18 protein-coding genes are annotated in these 17,591 nt (G+C 35.1%); 16 read left to right on the top strand and 2 right to left on the bottom strand.

All coding sequences use genetic code 11. The annotated features are described in order from the left end of the window. Positions 1–9: 9 nt before the first annotated feature. The 12 genes from C1638_RS02980 (at position 10) to C1638_RS02925 (ending at position 9,496) form a co-directional block, all read left to right on the top strand. On the top strand, positions 10–459 hold the full coding sequence (locus tag C1638_RS02980) for a VOC family protein (RefSeq protein WP_109618038.1): 450 nt from the start codon (positions 10–12) through the stop codon (positions 457–459). Positions 460–646: 187 nt separating this feature from the next. Continuing rightward, entirely contained in the window at positions 647–1,039 is a 393-nt protein-coding gene (locus tag C1638_RS02975) for a DUF1398 domain-containing protein (RefSeq protein WP_109618036.1), read from the top strand. A gap of 133 nt (positions 1,040–1,172) precedes the next feature. After that, positions 1,173–1,850, top strand: coding sequence for a DUF2490 domain-containing protein (locus C1638_RS02970; RefSeq protein ID WP_076351176.1), 678 nt, complete (start codon positions 1,173–1,175; stop codon positions 1,848–1,850). 84 nt (positions 1,851–1,934) lie between these two features. Further along, positions 1,935–2,939, top strand: a complete 1,005-nt coding sequence (locus C1638_RS02965) for a bestrophin family protein (RefSeq protein WP_109618034.1) — start codon at positions 1,935–1,937, stop codon at positions 2,937–2,939. Between the two features lie 179 nt (positions 2,940–3,118). Continuing rightward, on the top strand, positions 3,119–4,729 hold the full coding sequence (locus C1638_RS02960; protein WP_109618032.1) for a Na+/H+ antiporter: 1,611 nt from the start codon (positions 3,119–3,121) through the stop codon (positions 4,727–4,729). Between the two features lie 255 nt (positions 4,730–4,984). Further along, on the top strand, positions 4,985–5,410 hold the full coding sequence (locus C1638_RS02955; protein ID WP_109618030.1) for an SRPBCC family protein: 426 nt from the start codon (positions 4,985–4,987) through the stop codon (positions 5,408–5,410). A gap of 4 nt (positions 5,411–5,414) precedes the next feature. Continuing rightward, the gene (locus C1638_RS02950) at positions 5,415–5,924 is read left to right on the top strand and encodes a GNAT family N-acetyltransferase (protein ID WP_109619066.1); all 510 of its coding nucleotides are present in this window, start codon (positions 5,415–5,417) and stop codon (positions 5,922–5,924) included. After that, a complete protein-coding gene (locus C1638_RS02945; protein WP_109618028.1) occupies positions 5,921–6,304 on the top strand; it encodes a VOC family protein in 384 nt (127 codons plus the stop codon). The genes C1638_RS02950 and C1638_RS02945 overlap by 4 nt, the downstream gene beginning before the upstream one ends. Positions 6,305–6,339: 35 nt before the next feature. Beyond that, a complete protein-coding gene (locus C1638_RS02940) occupies positions 6,340–7,362 on the top strand; it encodes a glutaminyl-peptide cyclotransferase (protein ID WP_109618026.1) in 1,023 nt (340 codons plus the stop codon). Positions 7,363–7,452: 90 nt separating this feature from the next. Next, on the top strand, positions 7,453–8,418 hold the full coding sequence (locus tag C1638_RS02935; RefSeq protein ID WP_109618025.1) for a hypothetical protein: 966 nt from the start codon (positions 7,453–7,455) through the stop codon (positions 8,416–8,418). Between the two features lie 24 nt (positions 8,419–8,442). After that, entirely contained in the window at positions 8,443–9,057 is a 615-nt protein-coding gene (locus C1638_RS02930) for a deoxynucleoside kinase (protein WP_106915404.1), read from the top strand. An 88-nt stretch (positions 9,058–9,145) separates the two neighbouring features. Beyond that, positions 9,146–9,496, top strand: a complete 351-nt coding sequence (locus C1638_RS02925; RefSeq protein WP_109618023.1) for an ArsC/Spx/MgsR family protein — start codon at positions 9,146–9,148, stop codon at positions 9,494–9,496. Between the two features lie 116 nt (positions 9,497–9,612). Here C1638_RS02925 and C1638_RS02920 read toward each other — a convergent pair whose 3' ends face one another. Continuing rightward, positions 9,613–9,918, bottom strand: coding sequence for a DUF493 family protein (locus tag C1638_RS02920; protein ID WP_109618021.1), 306 nt, complete (start codon positions 9,916–9,918; stop codon positions 9,613–9,615). Positions 9,919–9,958: 40 nt separating this feature from the next. Next, a complete protein-coding gene (locus C1638_RS02915; RefSeq protein WP_109618019.1) occupies positions 9,959–10,630 on the bottom strand; it encodes a DUF4197 family protein in 672 nt (223 codons plus the stop codon). A 346-nt stretch (positions 10,631–10,976) separates the two neighbouring features. Between C1638_RS02915 and C1638_RS02910 the strand changes: the two genes are divergently transcribed. From C1638_RS02910 to C1638_RS02895, 4 genes are all read left to right on the top strand, one after another. Continuing rightward, positions 10,977–13,799 (top strand): SusC/RagA family TonB-linked outer membrane protein, encoded by a 2,823-nt coding sequence (locus C1638_RS02910; protein ID WP_109618017.1) that lies wholly within the window; start codon positions 10,977–10,979, stop codon positions 13,797–13,799. 12 nt (positions 13,800–13,811) lie between these two features. Next, complete coding sequence (locus C1638_RS02905; RefSeq protein ID WP_109618015.1) at positions 13,812–15,230, top strand: RagB/SusD family nutrient uptake outer membrane protein; 1,419 nt, start codon at positions 13,812–13,814, stop codon at positions 15,228–15,230. Between the two features lie 74 nt (positions 15,231–15,304). Further along, the gene (locus C1638_RS02900) at positions 15,305–16,696 is read left to right on the top strand and encodes a glucoamylase family protein (RefSeq protein ID WP_109618013.1); all 1,392 of its coding nucleotides are present in this window, start codon (positions 15,305–15,307) and stop codon (positions 16,694–16,696) included. Positions 16,697–16,877: 181 nt separating this feature from the next. Beyond that, on the top strand, positions 16,878–17,579 hold the full coding sequence (locus C1638_RS02895; protein WP_109618011.1) for a carboxylesterase family protein: 702 nt from the start codon (positions 16,878–16,880) through the stop codon (positions 17,577–17,579). Positions 17,580–17,591: the final 12 nt, after the last annotated feature.

Here is a 17,591-nt window from a genome sequence, read left to right as displayed (position 1 = left end):
AAAACAATCATGGCATCAGTAAACGTTTATTTAACATTCAATGGAAATTGCAGAGAAGCATTCGACTTCTATAAGTCCGTTTTTGGAGGAGAATATCCTTACATCGGAACTTTTGGAGAAATGCCTCCAATGGAAGGGAAAGAGACTCCTGAGGGAGATAAAGACAGAATTATGCATGTAAGTCTTCCGATTTCTAAGGAAACTATACTCATGGGAAGTGATACAGGTGGAGAATGGGCTTCCGACTTTCAAGTGGGAAACAATTTTTCAATTTCTGTAAATGCAGAATCTAAAGAAGAAGCAGGAACAATATTCAATGGACTTTCTGAGGGGGGAAAGGTGACAATGCCAATGGCAGATACTTTCTGGGGAGCCTATTTTGGAATGTTTACGGATAAATTCGGGATCAACTGGATGGTAAATTATGACGATCCTGCTAAAATGCAGCAGCATCCATAAGATTAATATTTTGTATGTAATATATAGTTACAATTTACCGGCGGTTATACTGCCGGTTTTTTATTTGATATACATTTGCATTCCAAAAAAAATTAAATTTGAGTTAAGGAAAAGAATGATTTCTAGTTCTAAAGCACTTAGACTCTCATGAAATAAAAAACAAGCAATTTTTAAAAAAAATATAAAGATGAAATTTACAATTAACGACATTAAATCAGCACACCAAAAGGTAAAAAGCGGCGCAGACTTTCCCCAATACATCAAAGAAATAAAAGGATTGGGAGTCTCTCACTACACCACCTATGTTGATAATGGAAATACTGAGTACTTTGATGCTGATAATCAATCTGCCCAAACAGGAAGTAAGTACGATACTCTTATTATTTCTGAAAAGGTAAACCTTGACAATTTTAAAACAAGATTAAAACTCCATCAACAGGGAGGAACAGATTATATGACATTTTGCAATGACTGTGTAGAAAATGGAGTTGAAGGATGGGTGATGAATCTGGATGTAATGACTTGTACTTATTTTGACAAAGGAAGAAACGATATCCTCATAGAGCAGATTCCCGGTTGATATGGCTTGAAGTCTCAGATTTAAAGTGGCTTAATATAAAACCTCTATCAACCTAATCCTAAAATATCACTTGCTATTATTGATTTAAAATATTAATTTTGTTCAAAACGATAGATAATAGTAATTGATAAACATGAGAAAGGTTTTTACGAAGTTGGCATTTACAGTGTTGGGTCTGGGATCCGTTTTTACATTTGCACAAAAAAGTGATCTGGGTGCTTGGTACATGTATTTTGGAAATAATAAGATCAGTAAGAAACTCAACTGGCACAATGAAGTTCAGTATAGAAATTTTGACGGTATTGGAGATCTTGAGCAGCTTTTAATCCGTACAGGGATTGGATATGATCTTACAGAAAACAACAATAACGTGTTGTTGGGATACGGGTTTATTCTGAGTCAGCCTTACGCCAACGGCGAAAAAAGAGAAAATATAGAACACAGGATTTTCCAGCAGTATATCACAAAGCAGAAGTTTGGACGTTTTAATATTCAACATCGCTATCGTTTGGAAGAACGTTTTCTGGAAGATGATTTCAGAATGAGATTCCGCTACATGTTAGGACTGAATATTCCGATTACTCAAAAAGAAATGCTGCCGAAAACACTTTATGCATCGGTATACAATGAAATTTTCCTGCATTTCGACAGCCCTGTTTTTGACAGGAATAGAGTATATGGAGCGCTGGGATACGTCATTAATAAAAACATGAGAATTGAAGCGGGATATATGAATCAGATTCAGGAAAACAGAAATAGAGGACAGATTCAGATTGGTTTTTACAACAATATTCCGTTTACTAAAAACTAATTCTTACTGTTTCTACTGAATGCCCTGATGAAAACTATTATTCGAATAACATCATTACATAATTAACACAAAAAAATAACACATATGCATTCAGGAAAAAGATTTGGAGCGCGCGAATTTATCAGCTGGACAAGGCGAAGTATTTATGCCTTAATTGCATTGGCAGCCGTTCCTACGGTTCTGTACTTTTTAGGACTTAAATTTGTTTCTGTGCCCTGGCAGCCGATTGCAATAATGGGAACTGCCGTTGCCTTTATTGTAGGATTTAAAAACAATGCCAGTTACAGCAGACTTTGGGAAGCCAGACAAATTTATGGAGCTATTATCAATGATAGCCGTAGCTTTGGATATATAGTAAGAGATTCTCTTGCTGCCAAAGATTCAAATAAAGTAAAAACAATGTTTCTTCGTCATTATGCGTGGCTTACTGCCCTTAGATTTCAGCTTAGAGAATCAAGGGTTTGGGAAAATACAGGAACATCTCAGTTTGACGAATATGCCAAGAAGTATGAAATTCCGGAACGACTTTCAAAGCTCGATGATGAGTTGAAAAAATATCTTTCTGAGCCAGAACTTCAATATATTTTAAGCAAAAAAAATAGAGCAACACAATTGATGGCCCGCCAAAGCAAAGAATTGTCTGAAGCTTATGAAAAAGGAGAAATCAATGACTTTCAATGGACACAGATCAATCAGCAATTGGTGAAATTTACCGATAGCCAGGGAAAAGCAGAAAGAATCAAGAATTTTCCTTACCCAAGAAACTTTTCTTCCATTACCACCTATCTTTTGCTATTGTTCATTGTTTTTGTGCCTTTTGGATTATTAAAAGAATTTGACAAACTGGGAGAGGGAACCATGGTAGAAGGATGGACACTTTGGTTTAATATTCCTTTCTCATTACTGGTAACATGGTGCTTTCATACCTTAGATAGTGTAGGAGAGGCGTCGGTAAACCCTTTTGAGGGAAGTCCAAACGATGTTCCTATTACTCAGATCAGCCGAACCATAGAGATTGATATGAGAGATATGCTGGATGAAACAGATCTTCCGCCAGCCATTACTCCAAAAAACAATATTGTACTTTAAAATTAAAAGATAAAAAAATAAGAATTGTCTAACGTAAATCTGCGTTATCTGCAAAATCTGCGTGAGATAAAAAAGAAGCCTATACGGTTTAAATTAAAAAAGTATTTGCCTTGGCCAATTTTTTTTCGAAATTTTTAGTCCTAACAATAAAAAATAATACTTAAAAAAACTAAATCAAAATGATTCACAGCTATGTTATAATATCCATTGTAGTATTACTGTCTGTAATGATATTGGTAATGATTGGACAAAAACTTAAGGTGGCTTATCCAATCTTTCTTGTAATTGCAGGGCTATTAATAAGCTTTGTTCCGGGAATGCCGCGTGTAGAGATAGAGCCAGATCTTGTATTCCTTATTTTTCTGCCTCCTATTTTGTTTGAAGCAGCATGGTTCACTTCTTGGCAGGACTTTCATAAATGGAGAAAACAGATCTTTTCCATGGCGTTTGGATTGGTGTTTTTAACGTCAATCGTAGTTGCTTACCTTTCATCTTCTATTATTCCAGGGCTCACGTTGGCAATGGGATTCCTGTTGGGAGGAGTGAATTCTCCGCCGGATGCTGTAGCAGCTACTTCCGTTCTTAAGCATATGAAGATTCCTAAGAAAATTACCAATATTCTGGAAGGCGAAAGTCTGATTAATGATGCGTCCAGTTTAATTGTATTTAAATTTGCACTGGCAGCGGTTATTTCAGGTCAGTTTATCTGGAGAGATGCTGTTCAGGATTTCTTTACCATGGCCGTTGGAGGAATTGCCATTGGAGTAGCAGTAGGATTTTCATTTGGAGCATTGTTGAGAATTATCCCTACCAACTCTAATATTGATACTGTTATTACCCTTATCGTTCCCTACATCATGTATGTTGGCGCAGAACATTTCCATTTTTCGGGAGTATTGGCCGTGGTTGCAGGAGGGTTATTGATGTCCTATAACTCACATTGTTATCTGAGTCATACCTCAAGGATACAGTCCGGAAACGTATGGAGTGTCCTTATATTTCTGATGAATACCATCATCTTTATCCTGATCGGCCTTGAATTGCCAATCGTAGTTGAGGGACTTACAGATTATACCATCTCAGAAGGGATTTTCTATAGCGTTGTTATTGGTGGAGCCATTATCGGAACCCGAATAATATACAGTTATGCACTGATGTATTTTCCAAGGCTTTGCTCTAAGGAACTGAGATTAAAAGTACCCAAACCGGACTGGCGAGAACCTTTTATCATCAGCTTTGCAGCAATGAGAGGAGTAGTTTCACTGGCGGCGGCATTGTCAATTCCAGCTTTCCTACCCAATGGAGAAGCATTTCCGCACCGAAATATCATTTTATTCGTGACTTTCGTTATCATATTGATTACACTGGTTGGGCAGGGATTATTGCTTAGCCCGATTCTGAAGCTATTGAATATACAAGATGCAGGAAGCGAATTGCCTGAGGAAAAGCAAGAAGTGATCCTGATGCGTAAATTAAAAGAAACGGCTTTGCATAAATTAGATAATGATTTTTCTGAACTAGCTGTATCTAATAGTCTTGTACGCCACCAAAAGCATAAGCTCGAAAATGAAATGATGCTGATGGCAGATAAAGCTCAATGTATGGCCTCCACTGGAGATTATGTGACTGCTATTAATCAAAATAAAGATGTTTTACGTCAAATTATTCAGGCTCAGAGAAACGAACTGCACAGGATGAAAAGAGAAAAAATATTCGATGATCATGTGATGAGAACCATTGAAATGCAGTTGGATTTTGATGAAGCGAAGATCACCGGTTTTTCCCATTGATAATAGATTGAATGCTTTGTAAAAAGTATTTGAACCTATTAAAAATATACTGCGAAAGTCACAAAAGGATTTAATTAAGTCTAGAATTAAGGTTAACTTGCATAGGGCTCACAAAGTGAAAATTTATAGATTTTCAAAATGTAAGAGTTTTTTTTAAGAGTAAGAATATTAACTTTAAAATAGCTTCAGTGTTAAAATCTTTTGTGACTTTTGTGGTTAAAAATACTCTAGTAGCCTATTAAAAACAATAGTAAAATGAAGACACCCATCATTGTTCAGTATAAAATCAATGCTCCAATCGAAAAGGTTTGGGAAGCATTAACAGATCAAAACGAAATGAAATCTTGGTATTTTGATATCCAAGATTTTGAATTGAAAGTAGAAAATATATTTAATTTCTATGAACCTGGAGATGAGAAAAAATACCATCACCAATGTGAGATTCTTGAAATTATTCCCAATAAAAAGTTGAAGCACACTTGGGCTTACCCTGATTTTTCGGATCTGAAAACGACGGTCACTTGGGAACTGCAGTCAGAAGATGGCGGAACTTTAGTAAAATTAGCCCATGAAGATATTGAAAACTTCAAGGATTTAGGAGAGGGCTTTTCAAGAGAAAACTTTACAGGAGGCTGGAATTCTATTTTAGGACAAAGTTTAAAGCAATATCTTGAAAAATAATAAGATGATAGAATTACAGTCTTTTGCCATAGATGATGCCCATACATTGATTTCAAAAATTGAAGATGAAAAATCACTTCTTCAGTTTGCAGGACCTAAATACCATTTTCCTCTCACAGAAGATCAGCTTATGGGTGATTTGTCCGACGAAAACAGGACATTATTTAAAATAATTGATCTGGCGAGTCAGAATACCATTGGTCATGCTCAGATATTTTTAAAGGAAAAAACATTTCTTCTGGGAAGAATCCTGATCTGGGATGAAAACAATCGTGGAAAAGGATACGGAAAAAAAGTGATGCAGGAACTCTTGAAATATGGGTTTAGTCATTTTAATAGGGATCTGGCGGAATTGAATGTCTACGATTGGAACACTGGTGCTATCGAATGCTACAAAAAAGTAGGCTTTACCACGGATCCGGATATTGAAAATGAAGTTCAAATTGATGGTGAAATCTGGGTTTCTATTAATATGAAAATTCATAAAAATACATTTGAACTACAAGAACCATGAGTCGTTTTACTGGACTTCGTCCAATGCTTTGGACAGAAAATCTAGATGAAACAATAGAATTTTATATCCATGTTCTCGGTTTTAAGTTGTTAAGCAGAAATGATGAATGGCATTGGGCCTCACTTCAAAAAGATGATGTGTATATCATGCTTTCTCTTCCCAATCAGGATGAAGGTCCGGTTACCATTGGCTTCACTGGATCATTTTATTTCAATGTAGATAAAGTGGATGAATTATGGGAAGATCTTAAAACAAAAGCTAAAATTTGTTATGAAATCGAAACTTTTGAATGGGGAATGAGGGAGTTTGCTATATATGATAACAACGGATATATCCTACAATTTGGCGAACCGACGGATAATATTGGCAATACGGAATAAAATTTGCTATTTTTGGGGAAATATTTAGAATATCAATGAAAAAAAATATAATAGCAGGTTTCGCAGCGATTTTATTACTGGCTTCTTGTAATAATGATAAAGAGATACTTAATACACTAAGCAACTATAATACATCAATGGAAACAAAAGGATATCATTTCGGTGATAAACTACAGCTTCCTAAAGAAGTTACAGAAAATGCAGAAAGTGTAACCATCAGCTTTGGAGATAAGGAAACAACAGATTTAACCATTGATCCAAAGTTTTTCACGCTAGGTGATAACGCGGTTACTTTTAATATCAAAACAAAAGGAGGAGAAGTATTGAATCAGGATGCGACAATCAATGTATTTGCAAAGAATCCTGAGAAAAATATTTCTTATCAGATTGTAGCAGAATATCCTCATGATCCGAAGAATTTTGTGCAAGGATTTCAGGCAGAAGGAAATACAATTTATGAAAGTGACGGACAAAATGGTTCTTCACAGATCTTAAAATATACATTGGGTACAACAACTCCGCTTGCTTCCACAAAGCAGGCTGCTGAGGATTTCTCTGAGGGAAGTACCATTGTAGGGGATAAAGTATATCAGTTAACATGGCAGAGCAAAAAAGGATATATTTATGATAAAAGCTCATTAAAACTCCTTTCAGAATTCGCTTATCCAAATGTATTGGGTGAAGGTTGGGGATTAACGTACGACGGAAAGAACCTGATTGCATCTGACGGAAGTAAACTTTTATATTTCCTTGATCCAAGTGACCCTTCAAAACTGGTTAAGTATATTGCTATTGCAGGAAGTGCTCAGGCTTATGACCAACTAAATGAACTGGAATACCACAACGGATTTCTTTATGCCAACGTATGGCAAAAGCCAATTATCCTAAAAATTAATCCTGCTAACGGAGAAGTAGTCGGTACATTTGACTTTACAGAAATTGCAAAGCAAAATACCAAGGGAAGTGATGATGTACTCAACGGAATTGCCTTTAAAGGAGAAAATATGCTGGTAACAGGTAAGAACTGGCCAAAGATTTATGAAGTTGCTATTAAATAAGAAAAGTTTTATAACAATTTCTATCCGAATAAAATAAAGTATGTAAATTGGTAGCGTTCCATAAGGAGCGCTATCTTAGTAAAAAGAATTTTGAGATTACTCTATCTGATATGCATTTTTATTTTCTGCTCATCTGCGGCGCAGAAAGTTCTTCCTTTAGATACCTTAAAACTGAAGGAAGCAAAGGATATGCTTGCTGATGACTACGGAAATCTATATATCTATAAAAATAAGGACTTCAGTTTTACCAAATATGATTCTCTTGGGAAGCAGATTGGTAAAATGATGCTCACGGTTCCTTATAAAGTTCAAAGTGTACAAAACCCTCTGAATGTTCCTTTGTTTTCTGAAAATGCTCAGGAAATGAAATTTGTAGATCAAAATATGAATGAAATACAGCGGATTGATTTTAAGCAAAAGTTCGGTTTTATCAGAATGGCCTATGTTGAAGATTTGCAGCAACTTTGGTTGTTGGATGATAGCACAAAGCGTTTGATACAGTATAATTTCAGAAACGAAACCACTATCAACTCATTTCCTTTTGACATCAGTTTTGAAGATTTGACTGATCTATTGGTTTATGAAACTAAAGTTTATATCCTTACAAAAAAACATATCAGAATCTATAGTCTGAAGTTTGAAAAGTTATTTGAGGCCCCTATAGATAATGGAAAACGCTTTAGAAGAGAAAATGATAATATTTTGGTTATTGCCAATAACTCTATCCTAAAGTATGTTCCTGAAAAGGGGATGCTAACCATTTTTGAAGATCCTGAAGCGCAAATTGTGGATAAAAACATCCTTTCTTATTTTGAAATCAATGGGAACAAACTCTATCTTTACAGCCTTGAAAAAGTAAAGGCAGCCAGACAGCAAAAACAGCAGGAACCTCAACCTGAGATACCTTTGCCATCTACAGAAAAGCCTGTGGAAAATAAGGATGAAAAGACAAATGAGGAAAATGCAGAAAGAAAAACTTCCGACAATACGTTGGAAAAGTTGATTCAAGATGCATCTGAAGTTCAGGCAGAAGGCGTAGAAAAACTTATCAATTAATTAGTAAATACAAGGAAAAAGAATATGCACATTGCAGTTACAGGAAACATTGGAGCAGGAAAAACAACTTTAACCACCATGCTTTCTAAGCATTACGGATGGGATGCACAATTTGAAGATGTAGATCACAATCCCTATTTGGAAGATTTTTATTCAGATATGAGCAAGTGGAGTTTTGCATTGCAGGTATATTTCTTGGGAAGCAGATTCCGTCAGGTAAAAGAAATCAGAGAAAGCGGTAAAAATATCATTCAGGACCGTACCATCTATGAAGATGCACATATTTTTGCGGAAAACTTAAATGATATGAATCTTCTTTCCGATAGGGATTTCAATAATTATTCGTCAGTTTTCAATCTGATGAAGACGTTTGTTTCAGCACCTGATCTTTTGATCTATCTAAAATCAGATGTTCCCAATCTGGTAAAGAAAATTTACAAAAGAGGGCGAGAGTATGAAGCATCAATCAGTATTGAGTATCTTTCAAAACTGAACCAGAAATATGAAAAATGGATTTCCAACTATACAGAAGGAAAGCTTTTAATCATTGAAGTTGATGATCTTGATTTCGTAGAAAAACCTGAAGATTTTGGGTTGATTCTTGAAAAGATAGAAGCAGAACTGCACGGTTTGTTTTAACAAATTTTTATCAGAATATTAAGAGAACATCCATTGAATTCTTATTAAATTTGTTGTAGGCAAGTTTAATTTTTTAAAATAATTAGAAATGGTAGTTAAGGTTTTACATAACGGAAGCTGTTCAAAATCAAATGCTGTATTAGAGTATCTTGATGAAAACGGAGTGTCTTTTGAGATCATTAATATCATCGAAGACCCATTGAGTGTTTTGGAGATTAAAACGGTATTGAAGAAGCTTAATCAAAGTGTTTTCCATATCATTCGTAAGATGGATAAGCTGTATATTGATAATTACGCAGATAAAAATCATTCTGAAGAAGAATGGATTGAGATTTTATCTGAAAATCCCTCACTGATCCAAAGACCTATTATAGTGAAAGGCTCGGTTGCAATGCTGGGGAGACCTATTGAAAATGTAAAATTCTTTATTGAGAAATAATAAAGTCACATAAAAATAAAAATGTCCGTTTCAATCTTTGAAACGGACATTTTTATTGAAATTCAGAAGCTGAGAATAAAAAAAGGTTGTCAATTATATGACAGCCTTTTAGTTTTTTACAATAGAATAACGCCTTCTATTTTTGCTACTTCTTTATAAATACTTACTACCTGATTGGCATCCAATACAAATGCATTGATGTTACAGGCTGTATATTTTCCATTTTTGCTTTCGCGGTTTCCTAATGTAAATTTAATACCATCAAAAACCCTGTAAATTTCAGTAAGTTTTGTCTGGTCTGTAGGGATAATAAATTTAAATAAATAATCCTCAGGAAAATCATGATGATCTTCCAGTTTTTCCTTTAAAGACTTGTAGAAATCTTCAGGACTTGCGTGTTGATTTCCTTGTAATATATCCATCTGCAATTGTTAATATAATATAAATATAGCGAAAATTTTCCTATTTTCCAAATGGTCCTAAGAGGGATTTAGAGTTCTGTTGCTCATAATCTTCTATAATATTAAAGAGCCCGCTTACCAGTTGTTCCGAAGCAAGCTCGCTTAGTCCGCCGGCGTTTACAGTATTTTTATTTCCACCTAAAAGGCTTCCCAGAAAATTACTTCCGGATAAGGCTGTATTGATTGTTTTTACAATTCCATATTCATTCAGTTTCTCATCTACTTTTGGAGCAATGGCTGCAATAAGTTGTTGAGATGTCTTCTCTTTCAGAATTTGTGTTGCCGTAGTTCCCTGAATGATTCTGGTGACATCCTGAGCATTTAAACTGTTTACAGCACCTTGTAGTATGGGTCTTGAAGTATTTACAGTATAGGCTGCCGCCTGTGCAATATAATCTCTTTCCTTGGCTACCAATGACGGAGCAATTTTTTCCAGCATAGAGTTAATTTCTCTAAGTTGTTTTGGAAGAGCCTTGTCTACCATATTATTCTGTAAAAAGGCTTCTTTGTTGGTGTAAACTCCCATTCCTTTATCAATACCATTAAGTAGCATTTTTTTGATAATAGAAAGTCCCATGTCCGTAGTGGCCAGGGAAGTACAGGATTGTACCGTAGTTGTAATAACAGCACCGGTTCCTATAATAAGAGCGGCTGCAATGATATATTTTTTCATTGATCTTTTAATTGCTTTTTCAAAAACTGCACCAAAGGTAAATACTATTATTTATTTAACAAAATATTAATGTTGGGGTATCATTTGGTGATTTTTTTGGCTAAAAAACTTATTTCTTTATTAGAGATATGTTTGTAAATTGATAATTATTTTACATTATTATTTGTTTATAATGATTTATTGTGCGTTTTGGTATAATAAAATATGGTTGTTTTTAAATTTTTAAGATATTTTAACATGATTCAGTTTTTTTTATATTTTTGGCTAATGTCTTCTTTTGAGAAAATAAATTGCTTCAAAATGAAACATTAATATAAATTGATTGTACGAATAAAATTGAAACTATATGAAACAAAGTAATTTAAAGTACTCATGTCTCATTGCTGTTCTATACTTTGGTATGAATGTCAATGCCCAGACTACTCCTAAAGATACTGCTGCAAAAGAGCAAAAAATCGAAGAGGTAGTTTTGATTGGATATGGGTCTCAAAAAAAAGAAAACGTGACCGGAAGTATCGGTATCGTTTCTGCTAAAGATTTAGCAAATAAACCTAATGCTAACCCAATTAGCTCTATCCAAGGAAGATTATCTGGAGTTCAGGTACTAAATTCTGGAGCACCGGGAGCCTCACCTAGGGTGGATATCAGAGGGATCAGTTCTTTAACAGGTAAAACTGTCTTTATTGTTGACGGTATGATTACAGATGATATCTCTTTCTTAAGCCCTCAGGATATTGAATCCATGAGTGTACTGAAAGATCCTTCGAGTTTGGCAATTTATGGAGCAAGAGCATCTAATGGTGCTGTGATTATTAAAACCAAAACAGGGAGAGGTAAAAAGCCTGTTTTTAATTTTAACTCATATTTAGGGATTAAGACGGTAACTAATGTTCCTAAAATGGTTAATTCAGATCAGTATCTACAATTATATAATGAGAAACTAATCAATGATAAAGCAAAGGATCCTGTGTTTTTAACCAGAGCTTCTTTTCCTGCAGATACGGATTGGTTCAAGGAGATTTTAAGAACAAGTATCATTAACTCTAATGATATTTCTGCTTCAGGAAATCTTGGAAAATTAAACTATTATGTAAGTGCAGGAAATCTTCAGGACGAAGGAAATTTAGCAGCAGGACAAGGTATTAATTCTGGTAGTGGCTTTAACAGGTTTACGACTAAAGTAAATCTTAGTTACAAGATAACCGATAATATCACAATCGGGAATAATTTCACTTTTTCAAAGATGCGTACAGATCATGTAAATAATACATTATTGGATGCTTACTCATCTCCTCCTGTGTATGCACCAATTAACCCGGCTACAGGAGACTACCAATATTTTACATTGGCTAAGGTTCCTAATTCCAGAGCAAAAATGGACTTGTTCAGATCTCAGACCAGAGAACAAAGATTGTTGAACAACATTTGGGGGGAATATAAATTCTTAAAAGATTTTACTTTAAGAGTAAGCTATAGCTCTGATAATATTAATTCAAATAAATACGAATATACTCCAACATTTGGTTATGTTCCTGTTGCTGATCAAAAGCCAAATAAATTAATAACAAGAGATTCCAGAACCAGAAATTATATCTGGGATAATACATTGAGTTGGAAAAAAGATTTTGGAAAACATAATCTGGAATTGATGGCAGGTTTCTCCAGAACAAGGAACTCTTACTCTCAAGCATATGCAGAAGCTTTGAATGTTAATTATAACGGAACAAATGCTTCTATGGATATTTCCCAAGGAACAGATATTTATAAAACAAGTTTTGATGAAAAAGAAAGAAACGTTATTCCATATCAGGATAGAATAGAATCTTTTTTTGGAAGACTTAATTATGATTATGATGGGAAATACTTAGTGAATGCATCTGTTCGTAGAGATGGAACTTCCAAATATTCTGCGAATGACAGATCCCGTGTATTTCCAGCTGTAAGTGCAGGATGGGTAATTTCCAGAGAAAACTTTATGAGTGAGCAAAATGTTGTTAACCTTCTAAAATTAAGAGCAAGCTGGGGTAAACTTGGGAATCCTGATGTACAGAGAGCTTATACATTAAATACTACTAAGCTTGAAGGTGGAGCCTATTACGGAAATTCCGGATATCCTGCAGAAACTATAGATAAGGTTATAGACCCCAATATTGGCTGGGAAACAACGACGGGTAAAGATTTTGGATTAGAAATGGCATTATTCAATAATAAGTTGAAAATTGATGCTACTTATTTTGATAAAGATACTAAGGATGTAGTGTATGGTATCGTTCAGGGGATGGTTTCCGGTGCTTCTAACTGGAATAACTATATTACCAATGCATATTCTTTTAATAATAAAGGATTAGAATTTTCTGTTAGCTATGATACTAATATCAATGATCATATAAAAATCGGTGTATATGGAAATTTAACGACTTTAAAGAATAAGATTACTTCTGTTTTAAATGATTCATACTTAAATGCGGGAGCTAGCTTATATGGTAATTCAATCATAAGACTACAAGAGGGGCAAGCCGTTGGTTCATATTATGGTTATCAGGTAGAAGGTATTTTCCAGAATCAGGCAGAAGTAGACGCATGGGCTACTCAGAATGGGGCACAAGCCGGAGGATTTAAGTTTGCAGACCTTGACGGAAATGGTGTGATTGATGTTAGAGATAAAACGTTTTTGGGAAGCCCTATTCCTAAAGGAACTTACGGGTTTGGTGTTAATTTGAATGTATATGACTTTGATTTCGCTATTGATTTTCAAGGTGTTTTTGGGAACAAAATTTACAATTTCAACAGAGAGCAGCGTTATGGAAATGAAAGCTGGGATTTAGATTTTTATAACAACAGATGGCATGGTGAGGGAACATCTAATGCTTATCCAATGGCCACTAATAATCAGGCTATTATTTTACCAAATAGCTTTTATGTAGAAGATGGAAGTTATATCAGAATCAGAAATATTCAGGTAGGATATAATTTACCTCAGTCATTTGCAAAATCTATGTCTATTACAAAATTAAGATTATATGTAAGTGCTCAAAATCCTTGGACAAGCTTTAAATACAAAGGATTTTCACCAGAAATCATGAATACAGACAGAGTACAAATGGGTGTGGATAATAACATCTATCCAATTTCAGCAATTTATACTTTGGGTCTTAATTTAACATTTTAACAAGAAAGAATTATGAAAAAGATATTTTTATCAATCGCATTATTTTCATTGGCAGCAAGCTGTAAAGATGATTATTTAGATATAAAACAGGAAGGGTATACGGAGGCTTCTTCATTTTTTAAGACAGAAAATGATGCTATGCTGGCAACCAATGCTATTTATAGCTTTTTAAGAAGTTGGGATAATTCTGCTTTTCCTTATCAATTTATGTTTGGCGTACCAGCAGATGATGTAGTTAAAGGATCTAATCCCGGAGATGCTTCTTTTATCAATGAATATGATAACTTTACGTATACCGTTAGTAATGAAGGAGTAAAAGGATATTGGATCGGACAATGGCAAGGTTTAAACAGCTGTAATCAGGTGATTACAAATGTTCCAAAGATTGATATGGACTCTGCATTAAGAACGAGACTGGTTGCAGAAGCCAAAATGTTGAGAGCATACCTTTATTTTAATTTAGTAAGAATATATGGCGGGGTTCCTATTTTTGACGGACTTCAAAGCAACTATAAGGTTCCAAGAAACTCAGTAGAAGAAGTATATAACTTTATTATCTCTGATCTTACCAGCGCAGCAGAAATTCTTCCTCAGAGTTATCCTGCTTCAGATTTGGGAAGAGTAACAAAAGGAGCAGCATTAGGTTTACTTTCCAAAGTATATCTTTATAAGAAAGATTGGAAGAAAGCATATGATACTTCTAATCAGGTAATGAGTATGGGGTATGACTTAGATCCAGATTTTAATCATGTATTCAGACCGGCAGGAGAATTTGGAAAAGAATCAGTTTTTGAAGTGAACTGTGATTGTATGCCTCCTCTCAAGGGAAGCCAGTATGCTGAAGTACAAGGAGTAAGAGATCAATTTGGATGGGGCTTCTTTACACCATCAAGTGCTCTTGAAAACGCATTTGAACCCGGTGATATCAGAAAAGAATTGACAATACTTAGAAACGGAGAAACAACTCCGGAGGGTGATTTAATTGCGATGGGGGATGCTCAATCTGTGACTACGTATAACCAAAAAGTATATGTACCAAAAGCTTTGAATAAAAGTGCTTGTGGTTATGGATCTATTCAGAATATCAGGATATTAAGATTTGCAGAAATTCTTCTGATTAATGCAGAAGCAGCTAATGAACTTGGTAATTCTGCTACAGCTGTTACGAATCTTAATAGAGTTAGAACCAGAGCACAGTTGGCGGGAACTACGGCTTCAACGCAAGGTGCTCTTAGAACAGCAATTTGGAATGAACGTAGAGTAGAACTTGCTATGGAAGGAGATCGTTTTGTAGACTTAGTAAGAACAGGGCAGGCGGCTACTGTACTTGCTTCTTATGGATTCAAAGTTGGGAAAAACGAATTGTTCCCAATTCCGTTTGATGCAATAACTGAAAGTGCTGGGGCATTTACACAAAACCCAGGATACTAAAATAACTTGTCATAAGCTTAGAGGAGAGTGAAAATTCTCCTCTAACTTTATTAACCAGTAAACCAATGATACTAATGAAAAGGACCATACTTTCAATTGTCGTAACCTCTTTATTTTTTACCTATTCCTGTAAAAATGCTCAGGTTTCTAAACCAGAAGCTGGCCAAAATAAAACTGTTAAAAGTAATATTACCGATGAACAGCTGATGGACAAAGTACAGAATGACGCACTAAAATATTTCTGGGACTATGCTGAACCAAACTCAATGCTGGGAAGAGAACGCTATCATGAAGATAATATCTATCCTGATAATGACAAGCATGTTGTTACAACAGGAGGTTCGGGATTTGGACTGGCAACCATTTTGGTTGGTGTAGAAAGAGGCTTTGTTCCAAGAAAAGAAGCAGTGAAGAGACTTACCCATATTATGGATTTTCTTGCAAAGGCAGAACGTCACAAAGGAGCTTGGCCACATTGGATCAATGGAGAAACTGGAAAAACAGTTCCTTTTGGTAAAAAAGATAACGGTGGAGACCTTGTAGAAACAGCATTTCTTACCTCAGGAATACTGATGGTCCGTGAATATTTTAAAAACGGAAACGCAGAAGAAAAAGCTTTAGCCGGAAAATGTGATGAACTTTGGAAAGGAATTCAATGGAACTGGTACACAAAAGGCGGTGAAAAAGTCCTTTACTGGCACTGGTCACCGGAATATCAATGGGAAATGAACTTTCCTCTTGAAGGATATAATGAATGCTTAATCACTTATATTCTGGCAGCATCTTCACCTACTCATTCTATAGATGCTGAAACCTATTATAAAGGCTGGACCAGAAATGGAACCTACCTTACAGATAAAACAAAATACGGACTTCCTCTGTATGTAAAACACAATTATGCCGAAGAATACGGTGGCCCATTGTTCTGGGCGCAATACTCCTATATTGGTCTTGATCCGACAGGATTATCAGATAAATTAGTGAAAAATTACTTTGATATCAATAAAAATCAAACCCTTATTGATTACAAATACTGCGTTGAAAATCCGAAACAATGGAAAGGTTATGGAACTAACTATTGGGGACTAACAGCAGGATATACCAGAAATGAAGACGGAAGCACAGGCTATACGGCTCACATGCCTGGAAATGATAATGGAGTAATAACTCCCACAGCAGCCTTGAGCAGCTTCCCATACACCCCAAAAGAATCAATGGATTTCCTAAGGTTTATGTACACTCAAAAGCCAGAATTCATAGGTTCGGCAGGACCTTATGATGCAACTTCCATCAATTATAATAATTGGTTTACTCCAAGATATCTGGCTATCGATCAGGGAACAATAGCTCCAATGGTAGAAAACTACAGAACAGGATTTCTTTGGAAGTTATTTATGAATGCTCCGGAAATTCAACAAGGATTAAAGAAATTAAGCTTTCAATCCTCCAAATATGGAATAAAATAATAAAGATCACTGATTAAGCTGATAATGTAGATTTTATATACTGTCTAAATTCAATTATTTGCTTAATCTGTGCGATTTATGAGAGATAAAAAATAGAGCGATACACTTTCAATAGAAATTGAGCTCATTTAAAATAAATAAAAACCAAGTCCAAAGGCTTTAGCCAAAACCTAGTAGCAGCATGAAATTAAAGCACATTCCCCTTTTGCTTCTTCCATTTTCCTTACAGCTAAATGCTCAGGAAATCAAAGCAGAGCTGAACAAAGAATTTAAAAGAACTGAAAAGATCTCCTATATTCTGGATTACCCCCAAAAAACGAAAGGGAATGTTCCTCTGATCGTTTTTCTTCATGGTTCAGGAGAGAGAGGAAGTGATCTTGAAGTTGTAAAAGCCCATAGCCCTTTCACTTACAAAAACCTGATTAAGGAACCTGTGGCTATTCTAGCACCACAGTGCCCGGAAAATGGCTGGTGGGATACGGTAACTGTTTATAATTTAATTAAAGAAATTCAGAAAAAATATAGAATTGATGCCTCCAGAATTTATCTTACAGGGCTTTCAATGGGCGGATGGGGAACATTGAAACTGGCAATGGAACACCCTGAAATGTTTGCTGCTGTAGCTTCAGTTTGTGCACCAACAGATCAGGTTATGACTGCTAATATTGATCAATTTAAGAATTTGAATATGAAAATATTTCACGGTGGGATGGATGATGTTGTTCTTCCGGAGAATGCTTTCAAATTTTATCAAAAACTTCATCCCGTAAATCCAACGGCTGAATTAATCGTTTTCCCTAATGATAATCATAATTCATGGGACTCAGCTTATTCAGATCCTAAATTATACGAATGGATGTTGTCGAAAAAGAAAGAAAAATAAAACAATAATTTA

The sequence above is a fragment of the Chryseobacterium oncorhynchi genome (assembly GCF_002899895.1).
In the GTDB taxonomy this organism is placed as follows: domain Bacteria; phylum Bacteroidota; class Bacteroidia; order Flavobacteriales; family Weeksellaceae; genus Chryseobacterium; species Chryseobacterium oncorhynchi.
The sequence above is the reverse complement of the archived record's forward strand: the minus strand, read 5'-3'. Positions and strand labels throughout refer to the sequence as shown.